The sequence below is a fragment of the Ktedonosporobacter rubrisoli genome, assembly GCF_004208415.1.
Lineage (GTDB): Bacteria > Chloroflexota > Ktedonobacteria > Ktedonobacterales > Ktedonobacteraceae > Ktedonosporobacter > Ktedonosporobacter rubrisoli.
Genome location: NZ_CP035758.1, coordinates 1376733 through 1394670, shown reverse-complemented (window position 1 = coordinate 1394670; position 17938 = coordinate 1376733). Strand labels below are relative to the sequence as shown.

18 protein-coding genes are annotated in these 17938 nt (G+C 53.9%); 8 read left to right on the top strand and 10 right to left on the bottom strand.

Annotated elements, in window-relative coordinates:
- Positions 1-109: 109 nt before the first annotated feature.
- A complete protein-coding gene (locus tag EPA93_RS06430; protein ID WP_129886256.1) occupies positions 110-1285 on the top strand; it encodes a cytochrome P450 in 1176 nt (391 codons plus the stop codon).
- A gap of 95 nt (positions 1286-1380) precedes the next feature.
- Positions 1381-1704: a hypothetical protein gene (locus tag EPA93_RS06425; protein WP_129886255.1), complete on the top strand. Its 324-nt coding sequence runs from the start codon at positions 1381-1383 to the stop codon at positions 1702-1704.
- A 96-nt stretch (positions 1705-1800) separates the two neighbouring features.
- On the opposite strand, the gene EPA93_RS06420 is transcribed toward EPA93_RS06425, so the two are convergent.
- Complete coding sequence (locus tag EPA93_RS06420; protein ID WP_129886254.1) at positions 1801-3333, bottom strand: APC family permease; 1533 nt, start codon at positions 3331-3333, stop codon at positions 1801-1803.
- Positions 3334-3961: 628 nt separating this feature from the next.
- Here EPA93_RS06420 and EPA93_RS06415 point away from each other — a divergent pair.
- A complete protein-coding gene (locus EPA93_RS06415) occupies positions 3962-4192 on the top strand; it encodes a sigma-70 family RNA polymerase sigma factor (RefSeq protein WP_207229462.1) in 231 nt (76 codons plus the stop codon).
- A gap of 187 nt (positions 4193-4379) precedes the next feature.
- On the opposite strand, the gene EPA93_RS06410 is transcribed toward EPA93_RS06415, so the two are convergent.
- Positions 4380-4733, bottom strand: coding sequence for an MmcQ/YjbR family DNA-binding protein (locus tag EPA93_RS06410; RefSeq protein ID WP_129886252.1), 354 nt, complete (start codon positions 4731-4733; stop codon positions 4380-4382).
- Positions 4734-5226: 493 nt separating this feature from the next.
- Here EPA93_RS06410 and EPA93_RS06405 point away from each other — a divergent pair, with 493 nt between their 5' ends.
- Positions 5227-5973, top strand: coding sequence for an N-acyl homoserine lactonase family protein (locus tag EPA93_RS06405; RefSeq protein WP_129886251.1), 747 nt, complete (start codon positions 5227-5229; stop codon positions 5971-5973).
- Positions 5974-6179: 206 nt separating this feature from the next.
- On the opposite strand, the gene EPA93_RS06400 is transcribed toward EPA93_RS06405, so the two are convergent.
- The gene (locus EPA93_RS06400) at positions 6180-6629 is read right to left on the bottom strand and encodes a nitroreductase/quinone reductase family protein (RefSeq protein WP_165422917.1); all 450 of its coding nucleotides are present in this window, start codon (positions 6627-6629) and stop codon (positions 6180-6182) included.
- 366 nt (positions 6630-6995) lie between these two features.
- A complete protein-coding gene (locus EPA93_RS06395; RefSeq protein ID WP_129886249.1) occupies positions 6996-7574 on the bottom strand; it encodes a P-loop nucleotide/nucleoside kinase family protein in 579 nt (192 codons plus the stop codon).
- Positions 7575-8195: 621 nt separating this feature from the next.
- On the opposite strand from EPA93_RS06395, the gene EPA93_RS06390 reads away from it, so the two are divergent.
- The gene (locus tag EPA93_RS06390; RefSeq protein ID WP_129886248.1) at positions 8196-8408 is read left to right on the top strand and encodes a hypothetical protein; all 213 of its coding nucleotides are present in this window, start codon (positions 8196-8198) and stop codon (positions 8406-8408) included.
- Between the two features lie 168 nt (positions 8409-8576).
- A complete protein-coding gene (locus EPA93_RS06385; protein ID WP_129886247.1) occupies positions 8577-9008 on the top strand; it encodes an NUDIX hydrolase in 432 nt (143 codons plus the stop codon).
- A gap of 157 nt (positions 9009-9165) precedes the next feature.
- Here the strand turns inward: EPA93_RS06385 and EPA93_RS06380 are convergent, their stop codons facing one another.
- Genes EPA93_RS06380 through EPA93_RS06370 form a run of 3 tightly spaced genes read right to left on the bottom strand, consistent with a single transcriptional unit; the run spans position 9166 to position 10418 of the window.
- Positions 9166-9645: an SRPBCC family protein gene (locus tag EPA93_RS06380; protein ID WP_129886246.1), complete on the bottom strand. Its 480-nt coding sequence runs from the start codon at positions 9643-9645 to the stop codon at positions 9166-9168.
- A gap of 40 nt (positions 9646-9685) precedes the next feature.
- Positions 9686-10009, bottom strand: a complete 324-nt coding sequence (locus tag EPA93_RS06375) for an ArsR/SmtB family transcription factor (RefSeq protein ID WP_129886245.1) — start codon at positions 10007-10009, stop codon at positions 9686-9688.
- A 4-nt stretch (positions 10010-10013) separates the two neighbouring features.
- Positions 10014-10418, bottom strand: coding sequence for an SRPBCC domain-containing protein (locus EPA93_RS06370; RefSeq protein ID WP_129886244.1), 405 nt, complete (start codon positions 10416-10418; stop codon positions 10014-10016).
- 249 nt (positions 10419-10667) lie between these two features.
- On the opposite strand from EPA93_RS06370, the gene EPA93_RS06365 reads away from it, so the two are divergent.
- Complete coding sequence (locus tag EPA93_RS06365) at positions 10668-11642, top strand: SDR family NAD(P)-dependent oxidoreductase (protein WP_129886243.1); 975 nt, start codon at positions 10668-10670, stop codon at positions 11640-11642.
- Positions 11643-11734: 92 nt separating this feature from the next.
- Positions 11735-12379 carry a TetR/AcrR family transcriptional regulator gene (locus tag EPA93_RS06360; protein WP_129886242.1) on the top strand — a complete coding sequence of 215 codons (645 nt, stop codon included), beginning with the start codon at positions 11735-11737 and terminating at the stop codon, positions 12377-12379.
- 6 nt (positions 12380-12385) lie between these two features.
- Here the strand turns inward: EPA93_RS06360 and EPA93_RS06355 are convergent, their stop codons facing one another.
- The 3 genes from EPA93_RS06355 to EPA93_RS06345 form a co-directional block, all read right to left on the bottom strand.
- Positions 12386-13342, bottom strand: a complete 957-nt coding sequence (locus EPA93_RS06355; protein WP_165422916.1) for an alpha/beta hydrolase — start codon at positions 13340-13342, stop codon at positions 12386-12388.
- A 31-nt stretch (positions 13343-13373) separates the two neighbouring features.
- Positions 13374-14258, bottom strand: coding sequence for an NAD(P)H-binding protein (locus EPA93_RS06350; protein ID WP_129894449.1), 885 nt, complete (start codon positions 14256-14258; stop codon positions 13374-13376).
- A 351-nt stretch (positions 14259-14609) separates the two neighbouring features.
- Positions 14610-17807 carry a DUF6788 family protein gene (locus EPA93_RS06345; RefSeq protein WP_129886241.1) on the bottom strand — a complete coding sequence of 1066 codons (3198 nt, stop codon included), beginning with the start codon at positions 17805-17807 and terminating at the stop codon, positions 14610-14612.
- Positions 17808-17938: the final 131 nt, after the last annotated feature.

The window sequence follows — 17938 nt, the reverse complement described above, 5'->3', positions numbered from 1 at the left end:
AGACTTGTGGTATGTCCTGATGACGTAAGGCCGACAGAACATCCGTTAGTTGGTTAAGCATTGATCACCAATCAAGTAGAAGATACGAAAAAGAGAAAGAAGTAGAACTATGCAGACAAATCCCAAGAGGGCAGAGCTTACTGCCTCGTATGACTGGTATCGTCAGATGCGTGAGAGCCAGCCCGTGTACTTCGATCCGCAGATGCAGGGATGGCATATCTTCCGCTACGAGGATGTGGCCCGCGTGCTCACTGAGCACGCGACGTTTTCGTCAGATCGCAACCGCTTCACGCCAGCCGGGGACCCCAATTCCAACCCGATCATTTCTAGCATGCTGTTCATGGACCCGCCACGCCATCATCAGTTGCGCCAGCTGGTTTCGCAAGCCTTCACCCCGCGCATGGTGGCCCGGATGGAGGCGCGTATCCAGGAGATTACCAATGACTTGCTCGATAAGGTAGTCGCCAAGGGAGAGATGGAGGTGATCAGAGATCTGGCCGGTCCGCTGCCTGTCACGGTCATTGCTGAGTTGTTAGGTATCCCCACCGAACGGCGCGAGGAGTTCAAGCAGTGGTGCGATGACTTCCTCTCGGGGGATGGGAATGCAACGCCTGAGGCTCAGCAGGTGGGTATGCAAGCAGCAGGCAGCATGGTGAGCTACTTCAACAAGCTTCTTGAGCAGCGCCGTGCCCAGCCCCACGACGACCTTGTGAGCGCGCTGCTGCAGGCGGAAGTGGATGGGGAACACCTTTCTAGCGAGGAATTGGTCGGGTTCTGCGTGCTGCTACTGCTGGCAGGCAACGAGACCACTACCAATCTGCTTGGCAATACCATCCTCTGCCTCGATGAGCATCCTGAAGCTGTGGAACAGCTGCGTGCCAGACGCGAGCTGGTGCCAGGTGCGCTTGAAGAGGCTCTGCGCTACTACTCGCCGGTTAAAATCATGCTGCGCTGGCCCGTGAGCGAGACGACGCTTAGCGATCAGCGTATCGAAGCTGGTCAGACACTCCTTGCCTGGCTTCCCTCGGCCAATCGGGATGAGGCCCAGTTCCCCAATGCCGATCAGTTCATCATCGAGCGTGAGCCCAATCGGCACCTGGGGTTTGGGCGCGGCATCCACTTCTGTTTGGGCGCTCCCCTGGCCCGTTTGGAGGCCAAGATTGCCCTCAACACGATGCTCGACCGTCTGCCCGGTTCCTGGCGCGTACCCGATGTGCCGCTGTCCCCGATAAACAATTTGTCGGTTTTTGGCATAGCGAAGCTGCCTCTGACCTGGCAGAAGTAAAATAACATACGTTCTGGCGAGCAACCCCTCTCCGCTGAGCTCTGAGAGGGGAAATGCGTGGTGTTCTAGCAAGCTGAATCAGGAGAAACGATAAGATGATGTCACAAGAGGAAACACAGGAACAAACAGGCTCGACCTACGGCAGATATGCAGGCGATGAAACCTACGCTCATCTACGTGATGAGGCCCCCTATGAACACATGATGAGAGAAACACTACGAGCGAAAGTGTATCCGGAAACGCATACCCAACAAAATGTGTTTCGTCTCATCGGGCTCGCCATTTCTCTGGCAAGCTTGCTGGCGTTCGCTGTTGTCTGCCTGGTTCTTGTCGGTGGGATAGGAGGATGGATCAGTTTCTGTGCTGCCTGTTTAGCTACCTTTATCGTGGCCACTGTTGCCATCGACCACATTAAGTAAGTCCTCAGCAGGGCGTCACTGCGCCCCTGCTGAGCGTTCTTGAGAGAGGACTCTCAAAGGAGATGAGCCGAACAAGAGAAGAGCGTATGTGCGCGCTCAACCTTCGGCCACAGCCGCGCGCACTTCCACGTGCTTCAATCGCGAGGCTACACCCCATGGTAGAAAGACTACGACTGAGACAAGCACTACGATAAGGCTTCCTATATTGAAGCTGACTAGCTTGAGCGCGCCGACACTGCCAATATAGGTCATCAGTGTCAGGAAGAGAATATAGCAAATATACCAGATCGCATTGCCAAAGCCTTCGTGCACCTTATAGAGTAGCCCGAAAGCGATAACCCCGATGGCCAGCAGGATAACTGCGTAAGGAACTGAGGGCCAGCCACTCCAATAAGCAATCAGCGAGGCGGCAGCAAAGGCCAGCGTTGCGATAACTGCGCCCCCCTTTACCGTACCGGTTCGGCCTTCTCGTCTGAGAGCCAGCATCACTACTGGATTAATGGCGAAGCCAATATAGCCGGCCACGACGGCATCGGTGATCAGGCTATAGATGGAGGGTAGCGGAGCCGCAATATAGGCTACGATAACGCCAACAATGGTGAAAACAATCAGCGCGGCCGCAGGAATCGAATAGCGCTCGCTCAGTTCCTTCATGCGTGCGCTTACAAACCCTGTGCGGCTCATGGCGAACAGTACACGTGTGCCGGCTCCTTGATAAATATAGCCAGTCACAAACGGACCCAGTATGGCGATAATCGTAGTAAGACCGATGAGCCAGAGCGCATTGCTGTGCTGGGCGATGACCAGGAAGGGATTGCCGGGCAACTTGGCAACGTCTTTCCAGGCGCCGGCCTGAAGCGCTAGCTGTGACCAGTTGAGCGAGGCGATAAAGGCAAGAGCAAAGAGGATATAGACAATCGTCTGACCGATGATCGTCAAGATGATCGAGTTTTTCAGCTGTTTAGGGTCGCGCGTTTCCTCTGCGTAGTCGGGTAGCACGCGAATGCCGCCAAAGGCGAACATCGCGAGCGGGATGGCCGCAAAGATTCCACTTACACCGAAAGGGGCAAAGCCACCAAAGGCCCCAAAGTTTCCGAAGCGGGCAAAGGCCAGAAAGCCAAGCCCGATAAGCACATAGATAGCAAGCTTGATAATACCTAGCACGTTAGTTGAACGGCTGAATGCTCTGATGCCAAAGTAGTTGAAAGGGAAGAAGAGGAGCATGATGATAACTGCAACAATGGCTCCCAGGGTTGTAGGGTTGCCCTGGGTGTTTACCAGGTGGGGATAGATAAGATTGAGCCCCTCGGCCGCTGCCAGTGCCTCGACCGGCGGCACGAATAGATACCAGATCAGGTCGGAGAGCGCATTAATCAGGTTGGCTACTTTGCCATGGGAGTAGAGGCTATAGCGCGAGGGCCCGCCTGCCTCGGGATACATGAGGCTAAGTTCGACAAAGGTGAAGCCAATAAATGTGTAGAAAATGGCTCCAATGATCCAGACTAGCACTACTGAGGGACCAGCCATGGCTGTCATTCCCGCGTTGCTGAAGAGCACTCCCGTTCCCACCGCACCCGCAACGCCCATGACGAGTAGACTGAAGGTGGTGAGATGGCGTTTAAGTTGCATAGTGCATTTCTCCTTGTGGCTGAGGGTTGCCACTGCTAAAAAGGAAGATGCAGTTTGCTGTTGTCTTGACTTCTCAGGCGCCCAAAGTGCTAAAGGAGGCAAAGAGGTTTGTCCTTGATTCCCGCTTTGTCCCTTAAGCTTGAAACCCTGGGAGGGTTCAGCTTCTTCTGTATCGAAATACTGGTATCGGAAGGCGGTGATCCTGCTGATCCCATACTCATTAAACGAAGGGCCAGGAGCGCTAAGGCGTCAAAAATAACAAAGCAGCATTTATCCGCAGGCTCTGCGAGCTTCTTGAGTATATGACTTAAAGCATGCAATCGTCAAGGAAAAGGTGTATATGTGCTTAATAGAAGAGTTTATATGAATATAATGGGCTTTTTAGATGTTTTGAGGAAAAATCTTTTGTGGTCTTTAAAGCGTCAGGTACCAACAATACTGCTTTGCCTGTGTCTTGATTACCAAAATCAGATCTGACTTCTCTCAAAGGACGCGTGCTGGTAAAGACGATTCTTAAGAGGATTGCCCCTTCAAAGTCACGTGTGAGATAAAACGGTTTGGAGAAAACTGAATCCCTCGGCTGCTCAAATATATGCGGCGAATAGGGGCAAGTAGCGCCTTTCCAGAAATGGTCCCATCCGATGTGGATACCGAACGCCAGGTTGCGCTACGCTATGATCTCGCTAAGGCTCTTGCGACGCTGCAACCTTCACATCGGCAAGTCTTTTTCCTGCGCGATCTTGAAGAGCTGCCTGCAACAGAGGTTGCGGCCCAACTCGGCATTACCGTGATGGCCGTCAAAAGTCGCCTTCACCGTGCCCGAGCTCTGTTGCGCTTGAGGCTTCAGGAGTGGCAATAGTTGACGTATACTCGGTATAAAGAAAGGGAGCTTTGAAGACTTGTTTTGCTTTTCGATGGCTCTCTTTTCGGCATTGCGATCCAAGCGTGCCAGGAATCAGGTTAAACTGTGGTGTTGACTGTGCGTTTCGCGGCGCGTCATCCGGAAGCGCACGGTCAAGCAAGATTACGGCCCGCCCAGAGGTATCTTATCTGGACTCAAGTTGAGCTAAGAGGCGCTTTGGGGCCGTCATGCGGTAGCTTGTGTCTATGAGATCTGCCACTATCTCCCAATCAACTTCGCGGTCGAGCCAGGCGGCAATCCAGCCATAGCGGCCGACGTATGGAGGGATGAAGTAGTGCTCAGGTTCGGCCTGTACGAGGACCGCCTGGGCTCCGGGAGGGGCTTTGCACCATACCGCAGGGCGGCCATCTCTGCTGCTGCCCATGGCAAAAATCTTGTTTCGCACTTTAAAAGGCGGATCTCCTATCTCTCCTTGCTCGCTGGCCTCGGGATAGGCCAGGCAGATCTTGCGTAGTCTGTCTACTGAATCGTCTTGCATCAGTTCAAATCTTCCTTACTTTGCAGAAATAGAACATTTGTCTATACTATAGCAAAAATAGCTTGTTCTGTATAGATTATTCTTGACTGCTGGCCATTTTCTTCGGAGGAGCGCAGCGGCCAAAGATGCTCACCGGGCTTACATTCAGGTCGGGCCATATGCGCTTCCATTACGTTATGATAGCCTCAACGTTATCGATATTTGTCGTGCGGCTATTATATCTCGTTTGCATGTATTCTGGCAGGAGGATTGCCTTGCCTACGGCCCGAGCCTGGCTTTCCCATTCTTGCAGCTATGCTCATAGCATGGTAGCGATTGATCTATGCTATGAGCATAATTTTGTGCTTTCTCTATAGTGGTGGGCGTGCTACACTGCTTATAGAGAATTTGCCTGATTATTCGCTCAGGCCTGATTCATGCTTGAATAGCTGACTATTGATCAGATATTGCTCATTTTGTCTGAAGTGTGCAATATATGCGAAAGGATAAACAGATGTCTGCTAATCCAGTGAGCCCGCAGCGGCTTTATCTTATGCGGGTCGCCACGATTGACTTAGGCCAATTTTCCATACCGGTTGTTTGTTATCTCGTGCAGACCACGGATGGTCAGAACATTTTGATTGATACCGGTTTTCCTCGCACCGATAAAACTGAAGAGACGATAGTAGATGCCGTAGGGCGAGAGCTGCATATCATCTACGAGAAAGATGTGTTTGCTCAACTGGCCATGCTGGGTCTGCAGCCATCTGACATTGATTTGCTGATCTGTACGCACTATGATGTGGATCACGCGGGCAACCTGGCGGCCTTTTCTAACGCCCGGCTCGTTGTTCAGCGTCGGGAGCACGAGGCAGCGCTTGCCGGTATTCCACGCCTGGCCGTAACCCGTTCCCAGTGGGACCAGCCACTTTCGCGCTTCCAGTTTGTGAATGGTGATGTACAGCTTTTGCCTGGCCTCGAACTTATCGAGACGAGGGGTCATACTCCCGGTCATCAGGTGGTGCTCGTCACGCTTCCGCAAACCGGGCTTGTGCTACTGGCCATTGATGCTGTGGCCATAGAGCAGCATTTTGTGCCTAATCGAGACACCGGGCCAACTGATGACAATGGAGAGGAGGCGATTGCTAGCACGCGTAAATTGCTGGACCTGGTTGAGCAGCGGCGTGTTTCCCTTGTCGTCTTTGGGCACGATACGCCACAATGGGCAAGGCTCAAGCAGCTCCCAGACTTTTATGCCTGACCGGCATCTTCCTTCCTAGTAATGTCAGCAAGTTTTCGATCTCGCCCGAACCAGAACCTGAGCAAAGGTGTTAGCCATTTGCTCAGGAGCCGTTAGCATAAATGAGCCAGGTGCCAGCGCGTTGTGCTGCTCTGAGAAGTAGGCATGCAGCGCTTGCAGTTTATTTACCTGGCGCCAAAAAAGCTGCCAGGCGCTGTGCAGGTAGTTCAGGCCCGCTTCAAGGTGAGGGCGATTATCGGAACCCGGCGCTCTGTCTCTGCCGGAAATGGCGGTAATTCGGGGTAGTTTTCACGTGACTCGTCCCATTCTGCTTGCGCCTGCCTCAAGAAACGTTCGCGTTCAGCACCTTCCAAAATGCTTACCCTGGCGAGAAACTTCTCTGTTCCCAGCTCAACTGTAACCATAGGCTGAGCCAGAATGTTATAGTACCAATCAGGTTGCTTCGTACTACCGACGTTGGCGGCTATCAAGATCAGGCGCTCGCCGTCTCTCCGATATGCCAGCGGGGTTGTTATCTGCCTTCCACTTTTCCTGCCTGTCGTGGTTAATAGAAGCAATGAGGCGTCCTTATAGAATTCGTTGATCTCTCCCACATTCCCTTCCCAGCGGCGAAATTCCTCAATGATTTGACTGTTGAAGCTCTTCAAATCGCTCATGGTTCTTTTACCCTTTCCTTCAGTGCATGTCGTAAGTATGTCCGCTTGTCCTTTGGTTAAAGAACATGTTCTTATTTCTGAGATACAAAGAGCCGCTTGCCCCCGATCTTTGCAGCCTTGCCGGTCTCTTATGATGGCTGGCGCGGTTGTTGTGCACTTTGCTCTGTCTATTATGGAGGGCTGGTGTGACATTGGAGGGTTGGAGCAGACTTCACTTGAACGGCTAAAGGAGCCGTTAGAAAATGCTAGCTCATTTCCACCATCTTCCTATACCTTTTCCCTCAAAAGCTAATTTACCAGCAAGGAGCGTAGTGACAGGTCCCTGGCCAATTGCTCTGGTCATGCCACACACCGAGGGCGAGATGTTCAAAGGCTGTGCCCATTGGCGAGAACTCTCTGCACTTGCCCCAAAAGTTTGGCATAGGCAGAGCTATGGGGAGCTGTGGTGTCAATCTCAAGAAGCTGGCCTGCAAGCTTGAGGGGGGCCAGTTGACCGCGCAGGAGCCTCTCTTTGTGTTGTTCGAGCCATTTGCGATCCTGATGGCCGCCATGGCGTTCGCTGGATTCCATGCGGGCCAGGAAACGCTCTAGAAGAAGCTCCCCATCGGCGTGGCACAGAATTTGCAAAGGCGCAAGATCGGTCCTCTGTTGCAGCTGGAGAAATTCGGCGCTGCGTAGCTCAATGTTCCCGAAAAACCCTTCTACAATCAGCGATTTGTCGGCCGCCAGAATGGTATCGGCGACATGGTAGAGAAGGGCGAATGAGGCATGGCCCAGCCTGGACTGACGATCATTGGCCTGACCTTCAAGGGCGTCATAGAGGGTTTCATACAGGCTATCCCGGCCAAAGACTGGAAGTTTTAAATCGGCAGCCAGGCGCCTGGACAGTGTAGTTTTTCCAGTTCCTGGCAAGCCATTGACAATAACTAAGACTGGTTTTCCCATAATGTGCTGCTCGCTTTCCTCTACGTTGTGCGCAAGATCGCCATCACAAAGTTATCTCATTTTCCTTCATGTCTCTCTATATTACCTGATTGCTTGCCTGGATTGGGCGAAGTATAGATATCAGTAGAGCTTTCCCATTCTCCAAAAAAGGGATTGTTAAGGGGGCGCCGCGACCTAGCGGATTTGCCCTTAACCGAACTCTTCGCCGCCTGACTGCAGCGGAACAAGCAGAATGGGAAAGCCGTATATCGGGGAGAAATGGCCAGGGGTTGGCCAGATTAAAGCCTGCCTTAAAACTAACCATTTGGGCGAGAAGGCCCAAAACCCTTGCCGGCAATGGTTTGATATGCTATCTTAACAGCATCACGGGAAGCAAGAGAACTGAGCCCTGGAGGGATTGTAGGACCCACTCCACTGGCTGCTTGCATTCTAAAACTTCATCGGAATGGTAAGCCCGTTAGGGATTGAAAAGATGATGATCTGGCCTTTCTGGCATGGCCGCTATGCTCTCGAAAAGGGGAGATGTGCCCGATATAGGGCTTAGGTGTATAATATAAAGAGCAGAACCTTTTGCTGCAGAAATAATAAATTGTTTGTAACGGAGCGGAGAAGAAGATGGATGTGACGAGGCAAGTGGAGATGGTCGAGGGCAGGGATGACGAGAATCTGTTTGAGCTTGACGTTCGAATTGTGCAGCGAGGAAAGGCCGATGCTAGCGGCTATGATACCTATACCTCGACTTGTGTTAAAACCTGTTCTACTTGCTATGATACCTGCTGGGATCAGAGCACTTGGATGCAATCGCCTGATCTAAATCGGTGTGGAGAGCTGTAACCTCTCTATCTCTGCCTCGCCCTGGGATACCTGCTTTAAGGCAACGCCACGATATCCTCTGTTTATAAGCTTGCTATATGCTATACTACAAGTGATACGGTAAACTCCATATTATTATCGTTATTTGGAATGTATTTAAAGCATCATAAGCAGTATGGGGAATAGACAATGCCTTCTTCATTCCCATCAGGGGATAATCTAGCTTATCGTTTTCCCGTCTCGGTAAAGGGAGTTCTTTGCCAGGATGGGAAAGTTGTGGTGCTCAAAAACGAGCGCAATGAGTGGGAACTGCCGGGCGGCAAGCTTGAACTTGGCGAGACTCCCGAAGCCTGCGTGCTCAGAGAAATAGAGGAGGAGCTTGGCATAAAGGCTACCATTGGACCATTGCTGGATGCCTGGATCTATCATATCAGCGAGGGCGTTAATGTCTTGATCCTCACCTATGGCTGTTATCCTGAGCCTTTCACACGTGTGCATCATAGCCAGGAGCATAAGGCCGTGGGACTACATAGCCTTCCAATCTTGCGGGAAATGCGGATGCCAGATGGCTATAAGCGCTCTATTCAAACCTGGCTTGACTATCTGGCAGCGCATACTTGATGTGAAAGTTTTCAATCCCACGGGTTAATGCCACACAAAAAGTGATGAACTGCCAATATTCATGCTGTTTAATAGCGCAAGAGCGTAGTTTTTGCCGTTGCGGCCAGGTAAGAGGGTTTGTGGAGGGAGCCAGCTCGCGCTAGCCCCTCCGCGCATTTTAAGCGATAGTCTGCGTGGGATGGCGATCGCCGACGAGATTCAGGGTGACGTTATGTTCTAGCAGCGCCTTGAGCCCTGCGAGTACCCAGGAGAAGCCGCCGGTCGAATCTACTACCTGTGTGAAAAGTTCATCTCCATTGCCACTGAAGCCAGTCTCTGTGATGTTGACGAAAGTTGCATTGTCGCCGTGTGGCGTAAAGGTCCACTCGATCAGTGTGGGATTGTTGTAACCAGCCCATTCGGCAAGGATGCGCTTGTTCTCTTCGATGGCTTTCACACTTACCTGCGTGGAGACATCGTACATCTCCCAGGTCCATTGAACCTCTTTGCCCGGCTCTAGCCGACCGCTACTTTTGGTAAACCAGAATTTAGTTGTAATGGCTGGATCAATGAAGGCTTCGAATACCTCTGCAACTGGCTTACGAATCAGCATTGCCGTATGGGCAGCTGGGGCTTGCGTGATCTGTAAGTTGCTCATAACTATCGCTCCCTTCAAGCTTTATGTCGTTTGTATTGCATTATATGTTTTCATCTTCAAGCAGAGTTTTAAGCCGCTGTAAACGTTCGTCCCACTGTTTGCCAATTGTCTCAATCCAGGTGCTGGCGGCCTGCAATGAGGTGGGATCGAGTATAAAGCGCTTCTCGCGTCCACTCGTCTGTACGCGCACTAATCCGGCCTGAGCCAGCAAATCGAGATGCTTTAAGATCCCTTGCCGGCTGATCGGAAATTCGCGCGCAAGCTGGGTCGCCGTTTTGGGACTGCTTTGTGCCAGCGTGCTTATCAACTGTCGCCGTGTTGTATCTGCCAGAGCTGTGAACACACGCTCTTCGATCTCCATCATCGCTTTATCCCTGCAAGTAAGCGCTGAGCTCGCCCAGCTCTTTCTCCCATCCCTGCGTATTTTGCTGGAAGTGGGCCTGACGAATCTCTTCTGGTAGCGCCTCAAAGCCCTGTTCCGTGACCGTGATGCGCGTCCCTTCGGAGACAGTTTCCAGGACAAAGATTACTAAGGTCTGTGCTGGATGGGGTTTCGCGCTTTGCCAGCGAAAGCCAAAGCGTTCCATGGGCTCAACAAGGGCAATTGAGCCTTTACCACCCCAGGTAAAGGTCAGGGCCTCACCAACGGCTAAGCGTTCAAAATAGATTGGCTCAAACCATTTCTCAATGAGCTCGGGCGTGGTGATGGCCTTCCAGGCTCGCTCACGGTCGGCTTTAACGACAATGCTCCGTTCAATCACAACGGGTTCCATGTATAACTCCTTCCTGATGCAACCGATCGGTTGCACTAATATTACCACATTTAGCCTCAGTGTGCAACTTTATGGTTGCACTTATCAGGCAATGTTTCTTTATTGGAAGGGCTTGAAGTGGGAAGTTATTCAATCCGCTCTTTTTCCCTCGATAGTATCCATCTGCTTGCGTATTCCCACGTTCTGTGCTATATTTTAGTTGAAATGAATACGACACAGGGTCGTATACAAATGAAAGGAACTATCATTATGGGAAGTCTGGCTGGGCGAGTTGCTATCATCACTGGGGCAGGTCAAGGGATCGGTCGAGAGCATGCTCTCTTCTTTGCCTCCGAGGGAGCTAAGGTTGTGGTCAATGATCCGGGGGTTGCCGTCGATGGCTCAGGTGGAGACAGCAGCCTTGCTCAACGAGTAGTTGATGAGATCAGAGCAGCTGGTGGGGAAGCCGTTGCCAATACTGATAGCGTCGCCGATTGGCAAGGGGCACAGCGCCTGATCCGCAGCGCAGTGGAAGCCTTCGGTGATCTGCACGTCGTTGTCAACAATGCTGGCATTTTGCGCAATGAGCTATTGCTCAACATGAGCGAGCAGGAGTTCGATACGGTCATCGCGGTACATCTCAAGGGAACATTCGCCGTTTCCCACTGGGCTGCGCTCTACTGGCGTGAGCAATCCAGGGCGCATCCTCAGGTCGACCGAGCTATTGTCAACACCTCATCAGGTTCGGGCTTACACAATCCTTTGCCCACTGAAGTGAACTACGCGGCAGCGAAAGCCGGAGTGGCGGCCATGACGATCGTCGCCGCCATCGAACTACAACCTTACCATGTGCGGGTAAATTGCATAGCTCCCTCCCGCGCCAGGACACGCGCTACGGTTGACTTACCTGGTATTGGTGGGGCCACTCAGGACGGACAGTTTGATCCTTTCCATCCAGGAAACGTCTCACCTGTGGTTGCCTATCTCTGCATGGCCGATTGCCCCTTCAACGGTCAAGTATTCAGCCTGCATGGTGGCACTGTCATTCGATATCATGGCTGGTCACTTGGGGAGGAAATTCGCAGCGATCAGCGTTGGAGCATATATGACCTTACCCGCGCTATGCAGACATTGCCGAACCCTGACCCGCTGGCCAACTTGCTGAGCGCGCTCGGTGTTCTGGGTCCTGAGGCTCAGGAGCAGATGCGGCACATGATAGAAGCGAGCCTGACAAAGGAGAGGTAGGTGTGAGAGAGGAAGAAAGCTCCTCTCTCCATTGCGCAAATCGATGAGCCGAGTATAAAGACAATTTAGCACGAGGAAGAGATGTACAAACGATGAGAAGCATTCCTGAGAGTAGCGAAGATGAACCGCGTCGTAAGCCCGGCCGACCGCGCAGTAAAGAGGCCCACCAGGCTATTCTCGATGCCACCCTGGAAATATTGGCCGAGGTGGGCTTGCAGGCCATGAGTATCGAGCAGGTAGCCGCGCGTGCCGCTGTTGGCAAGAAGACTATTTATCGGCGCTGGTCCTCAAAAGAAGCTCTGGTGAGCGAGGCTATCCGCAATCTTCAGGCGGACATGCCTGTAATCGATACCGGGCATTTGCGCGCTGACCTGATCAGCATGTATCGAACCGCCTGGCAGAGCCTTCAGAACAGGCCATTGATCCGGCCACTCTATCTCCGGCTGCTGAGTGAATGTGAGGCCAATCCCGCCGTGTTTCAGGTATTTGTGGCGCAACTGGCTCTGCCGCGCTTCCAGCAATTCGTGCAAATGGTGGAGAAAGCGCAAGCACGTGGCGAAATTCGCCAGGATCTCGATCTACAGCTTGTTACTGATCTGCTGATCGGGCCGATACTTTTTCGCTGGCTGGCAACTTCCACCTTGCTCCCAGCAGCCACCCAGGCAGATCTTGCGTCCTTCAGCGAGCAGATGACCGATCTCATTTTGCACTGTCTTGCCGGGCAGGCTGCTAGATAGAGCTGATCAGGACATATATTGCGCGAACCACTCAAGCATAGGCTGCGGGCGGCGTTGGAACTCAACATAGCCATCCCAGCGGGCTGTAGTGCCGTAGATCCACAGCAGTTGCTTCTCAGCGATGGGAATGTTGTCGAACATGGTCTGCACATCGCTCGGCTGCGTCAGGATGTCGTCGTGTACCTGGTAGAGGAACGTAGGGATGCAGACATGTTTCGCCCACTCCCTCGGGTTTCTGGCTGCAAACCCCAGGCCCGTGCGCAATATGATGCGCTGTTCCAGATCCTTGATGCGCTCAGCCGCAACTCCTGCCAGAGCCAGCCGACGTTGCATAATGATCTGTGTCGATACGGGTTGGGGTGCGACCAGGCAACGCACATCGTTGAATGCTTCGGGAAATTGTGCCATCGCTGAGAATGTGGAACTGCAGCCCAGACAGCGGCTGAAGAGGCCAATCGCCATATCCCGCGTCTCGGCGCGGCTGCGCGCATACTGCAGCGAGCCAACGACATCGCGGGCCTCAAAAATGCCACCTGACGCTATGCCGCCGTTGGCCGCGCCGCTGAAACCATGGTTGCGCAGGTCGTAGGCCAGGACGTTGTATCCGGCATCATGAAGGATCTTGTAGTCAGGAATGAAGTTGATCTCGAAACCATTTCCGCTGGGCGCCCATTGTGAGTGCCAGGGCTCGAACTGCGTGGGCAGTCCTGATCGGCTGAAGCCCAGCGGGTGATTGGCGATAATCAGCCTGTTAGACCCGGCTGCCGGGATGAACCAGCCCTCCAGGGGAACGCCGTCGCGGGATGGAAATGTGACGTTCTCGTAGTCGAGGCCCAGCTCTGCAGGTGTATGCATGACTGGGGACCGTCGCTGCTGACCGTACCCATCGGCAATCTGCTGCAGCATGTCATTGATTTGCTCATTAGAGAGCTGAGGCGCTTTGTTTGTTGCAATTTCAGTCATCTGGTAGTCCTTTCGTTTGCTATGACGTTGCTCAAGCCAGGACGGCTGGCTTAAGCACTTCCGTGCACCACTGACGGAAGCTCGTAGGGGTGGTGGATTCGGGCGTACGCGGCTCGGCGGTGGCGAGTCCCTGATCGTAGGCCATCATCATATCGAGCATGCCCTGCGCCATAGCGTTGGACATCCCGGAGCCGGTCAGCATGGCCTTCAATGCCGAGCCTGCGATTTGCTGGTAGCGCACTGGCTTGTCCAGCACTTCGGACATGATCTGTGCCATGTCGTTGTAGGAAAGGTCCTCGGGGCCAAGTACCGGGCAACTTGCGACTCCGCTCCAGGTGTGATCGAGCAGCAGGCTGGTGGCAACTGTGGCGATGTCGCGGGTGGCGCAGGTTGGCTGCTTGAGGTCCCCGGATATTATGTCGAAGAACATGCCCTGGTTCTTGATCGATTCGACTTGATGGAGCAGGTTATCCATGAAGCCGGGCATTGCCAGAGCACGGTAACCAACTCCCGTGCTTGCGATCAGGTCGTCCATAGCCAGCGATGCAGTGACATAGCCAGCGTTCCCGGACACAGCTGCCCCACGACCGAAGGCTGAGACGCCAACCACTCGCTTGACCCCCTGACTCTTGAAGGCGTCACATGCCGGTCGGCTGAAGTCCACGTAGGCTGCGTGCACGCTCTCTGCCTGGGGATCAGGCGGGACCAGCCAGAACACGGCATCGGCCCCGGCGAAGGCTCTGGTAACGACGTCGGGGTTGCTATGCGATCCTTGCACGACCTCAACACGATCACGTATGTGCGCGGGAAGGCGCGAGGGATCGCGTACGATTACGCGGATCGGCTCGGAGCTGGCGAGCAGATTGTTAAGCACTTGATGGCCGATCAGGCCCGTAGGGGCAGTAACAACTATCATGACAAGCACCTCCAGGTCAAAGGTAGGGAAATTGCATGGATCTTGTCTTTCTGGTCCATGTGGAACTTCCTTGAAAACTCTTTTTCGTAGAAGACACACCTGTGTGCGTCTCTCAAGAGTGTAGTTTCTAGGAGGCGAGCCGGCATCATCCATAAAGATGATCGGCGGCATGATTGTAGGGGATCTGTTGGGAAACGGTAGGCAGCAAACGCGCCACGGCAGATGACCACTAGCGCGATCAGCAGAAAATCATGCCCCGGAGTGCGCCGCAGCGCGATGAAGGCAGCACTTCCAAAAGATATCTTTTGCAGCTGTTTTGCAAACTTTTGAATAGAGTTTGCAACGTTTATCTTATGAAATGAGATGGAGCTGGCGCGCGACCTCAATGGCCGCGGCGCGATTATGAGCATCGAGCTTGCGATAGATGTTCTGTATGTGAGTGCGTACCGTATTGACGGAGACGACCAGCTCGCCGGCAATCTCGGCGTTGGAGCGACCGGGAACCAGCAGGTGTAGGACGCGTAGCTCCTGGGAACTCAAAGGCTCGGCCAGAAGCGTAGCCGGAGATGATGCGAGCTTGCTCGACGATCCGGGGAAGGCGCGTATGATGCTCTGAAGAGAGGCAAGTACAGGCTGCTCGCGTACGTGCAGCACGAGGGAGCGCAAGAGGGCTGCCATGGCCTCTCCCTCATCCAGGAAGAGGCGCAGGTATCCTTCTGGGCAGGTCTGGGCCAGCAATTCCAGAAGAATTTGCTGCGCCTGCTGCTCGTGTTCTGCGTAGGCCTGGGTCTGAAGTGCCAGAACCTCAAAGGTGCTATGCCTGCGCCCCGCCTTCTGGGCCTCCTGCAACAGGTCTTGTAACAGTCCAAGGGCTACCTCTTTTCTGCCCAGGGTAAGATGCCAGCGCGCAAGCATCAGCATTTCCTGCTCGCTAGCGAAGGGGAATTGCGTGCTATCAGCCTGCTCCAGACTAGCAATCCAGCGTTGCACCGCCAGCAGATCACCATCTGCTAGCGCCAGGCGGGCTTGCAGGATCAGAAGTTCGCGAGATAATGGCCATGCGGAGTCAAGTTGCGTGGCAGGTAGCCGAGCTAGCAGCGTATCAAGGCGCTGGCGTGCACCTGTGGTCTCACCTTGTGCGTGCTGAATACGAGCCAGCAGCAAACTTGCCTGCACTTCATGATACTCCAGGGCTAGATCCCTGCCGATGGCTAGCAACTCTTCCGCTTGCTGCCGAGCCTGCTCTAGCTCATTGCGTTCATAGGAGATGCGGGCCAGGCCACAAAGCGTATGCGCCATGATGTCTCTATGGACGTATTCCTCTTTGGCCTTATGAAGCGCCTTCTGGTAATATTCGTAGGAACGATGCAACTTCCCCTGCTCAAAAAGTGCGTGAGCAAGGATATTGATTGTTGCACGCGTGAGCCTGGCGTGTCTCTGGTCCGTCTCCTCACACCATGCACATGCTTCCTCCAGCATCTCTTGTGCCTCCTCCACGCGTCCCTTATAGAGCAGCTCAACTTTTCCTACTACACCAAGACTCAGGGCGCGCCAGACCTGCTGCTCTTCCGGTAACCAGGCAAGCGCCTGCCTGGCATAGTTGGCGGCCTCTATAGCATCTTCCCGCCTCCAGGCAGCCAGGGAACGGAAGGCAAAGACCTCTCCCAATCGTGGCAGATCGTGCTCTGCCTGGTAGCGCTCCTCTGCCATCTTGAACAATTTCTCAAGCAGAGCCTGCGTGGCTGGCGAAAGCCTCCAGGCTTCTGCTCGATATAAGAGCGCGCGGGCATAGCCAAGACAGAGCGCGGGCGACCCGGCGAGAAGCGCCTCGGGCAGCTGTTGCAGCCAGGTGGACAGGGTGTGATATTCATTGGCCTGATAAGCTGTAGGCGGCTCTCGCAGTATCAGCTCAATCAAGGCAGCCGCCCGCAGGTAGTCCTGCGCATAGAGTGCGGATTCGACGGCCTCCGTCAGGAGATGATGGGCTTCGTACCACAAGCTAGCCTGTGCAGAGAGCTCACGAATTTTCTCTTCACCCAGGCGTCGCCGCGCCTCGGCTCGCATAGTTTCGGCAAAGAGCCCATGATACCGATACCACTGCTGAGCCGGTGACGGATGCCGCGTGGGGCTTCCCAGCGGTTCGAGGAAAAGATTTGCGCGGGCTGCTGTTTCAAGGATCTGCTCGCTCTCGCGTGCTCCCGTGAGGGCTTCACAAAGCGATCCCGTCAAAAGCGTAAGCACGCTGGTCTGAAGCAAAAAGCGCTGCACGGGCTCCGGTTGCGTGTTGAACACTTCAGTAATAAAATAGTCCTGTAGCGCCGGCTTTCCGCCCGCCAGGACTTTTAAAAGAGGCTCAATCTCTCGCGGTGCGGCAGGCTCCCGCAGCGCAATCAGGAGCAGGCGCAGCCCGGCTGCCCAGCCTTCCAGATAAGCATTGGCGCACTGAGCAACCTCCGGTGCGAGCGGAACAGACAGCTCTAGTTGGAGAAAGGCCGAAATCTCTGCTTGTGTGAAGCGCAGATCCGAGGAGCGCACATCGCAGAGCTCGTTGCGAGCACGCAGTTGGGCCAGGGGAAATGGTGGATCGCTGCGCGTCATCATCACGACATGAATGTTGGCAGGTAGATACGCGAGGAAAAAAGTCATGGTTTGCTGGATGCGCTGGGAGGTGATAGCCTGGTAATCGTCAAGCAGCAAGATTCCTCCCTGCTCACGTTGCGCCAGCGCGTTGAGAAATATCGTGAGGGCTGCCTCGGTGAGCGATGCTTCAAACGGCGGCTGCGGCGTGCTAAGCAACAGCATCAGGGCTTCTTGAGCTATATTATCGCCAAAGGCCTGGCAGGCGGTCATCAGATAGCGCCAGAAGCGCACAGGATCGTTATCGCCTCCATCTAGAGTGACCCAGGCCATCGGAGGAACATGCGGCTGCGTGCTCCGTTGGGCTACCCACTGACGCACCAGCGTGGTTTTGCCAAAGCCTGCCGGCGCGGATACCAGCGTGAACTTGTGCTCCAGCGCACGATCAAGCTGCGTCAGCAAGCGCTCGCGTGGAACCAGTCCCGGATGCAAAGGAGGCAAATGGAATTTAGGAACAAGCAAAGGAAGCTGAGGTATAGGCGATACGTTGGTTTGTTGCTGCTCGACCATATTGCTCGTTCGCCACTCCCTTCCATTGGCTGCTCCTCCGCCAACTTCGTTGGAGTGATCTCGGTTTCTCTGCTCCGCCGGATACCAGAGCGCGCGGGCCATCTGTTCCAGGCGGGTAGCGCTTAGATTAGTTGTACGCCCAACATACTTTTTGGCCGTGCGTTTTCCCTGACGCCGATAGGCATACCAGTATCCATCCCCTCCTCTTGGCCGCGCTTCTTTGAGCAGCGTGAGGTGTCCCTCACGTCCCTGAAAAGAGAACGAGGTGGATGTTGCCAGACGCGTAAGCCACGCTTCTGGCCTCTCGCGTACATCAATTGCGTCCGTAGCGTGTTCATCACACCAGAGATACTGCTGATCTTCCTGGGACCAGATCAGTGCTGCTTGTCGCGTTTTTGCCATGCTACTCCCTGACTAGAAAAGGAGAAATGTTCCCCAACACTTCTCTAAAAGTATAACCCCTGATGTTGGCAGGTGCAAGCGTTCCCCAACATCTTCTCTTTCGCATCTAGGGGGCAGTGATGATCTACGAT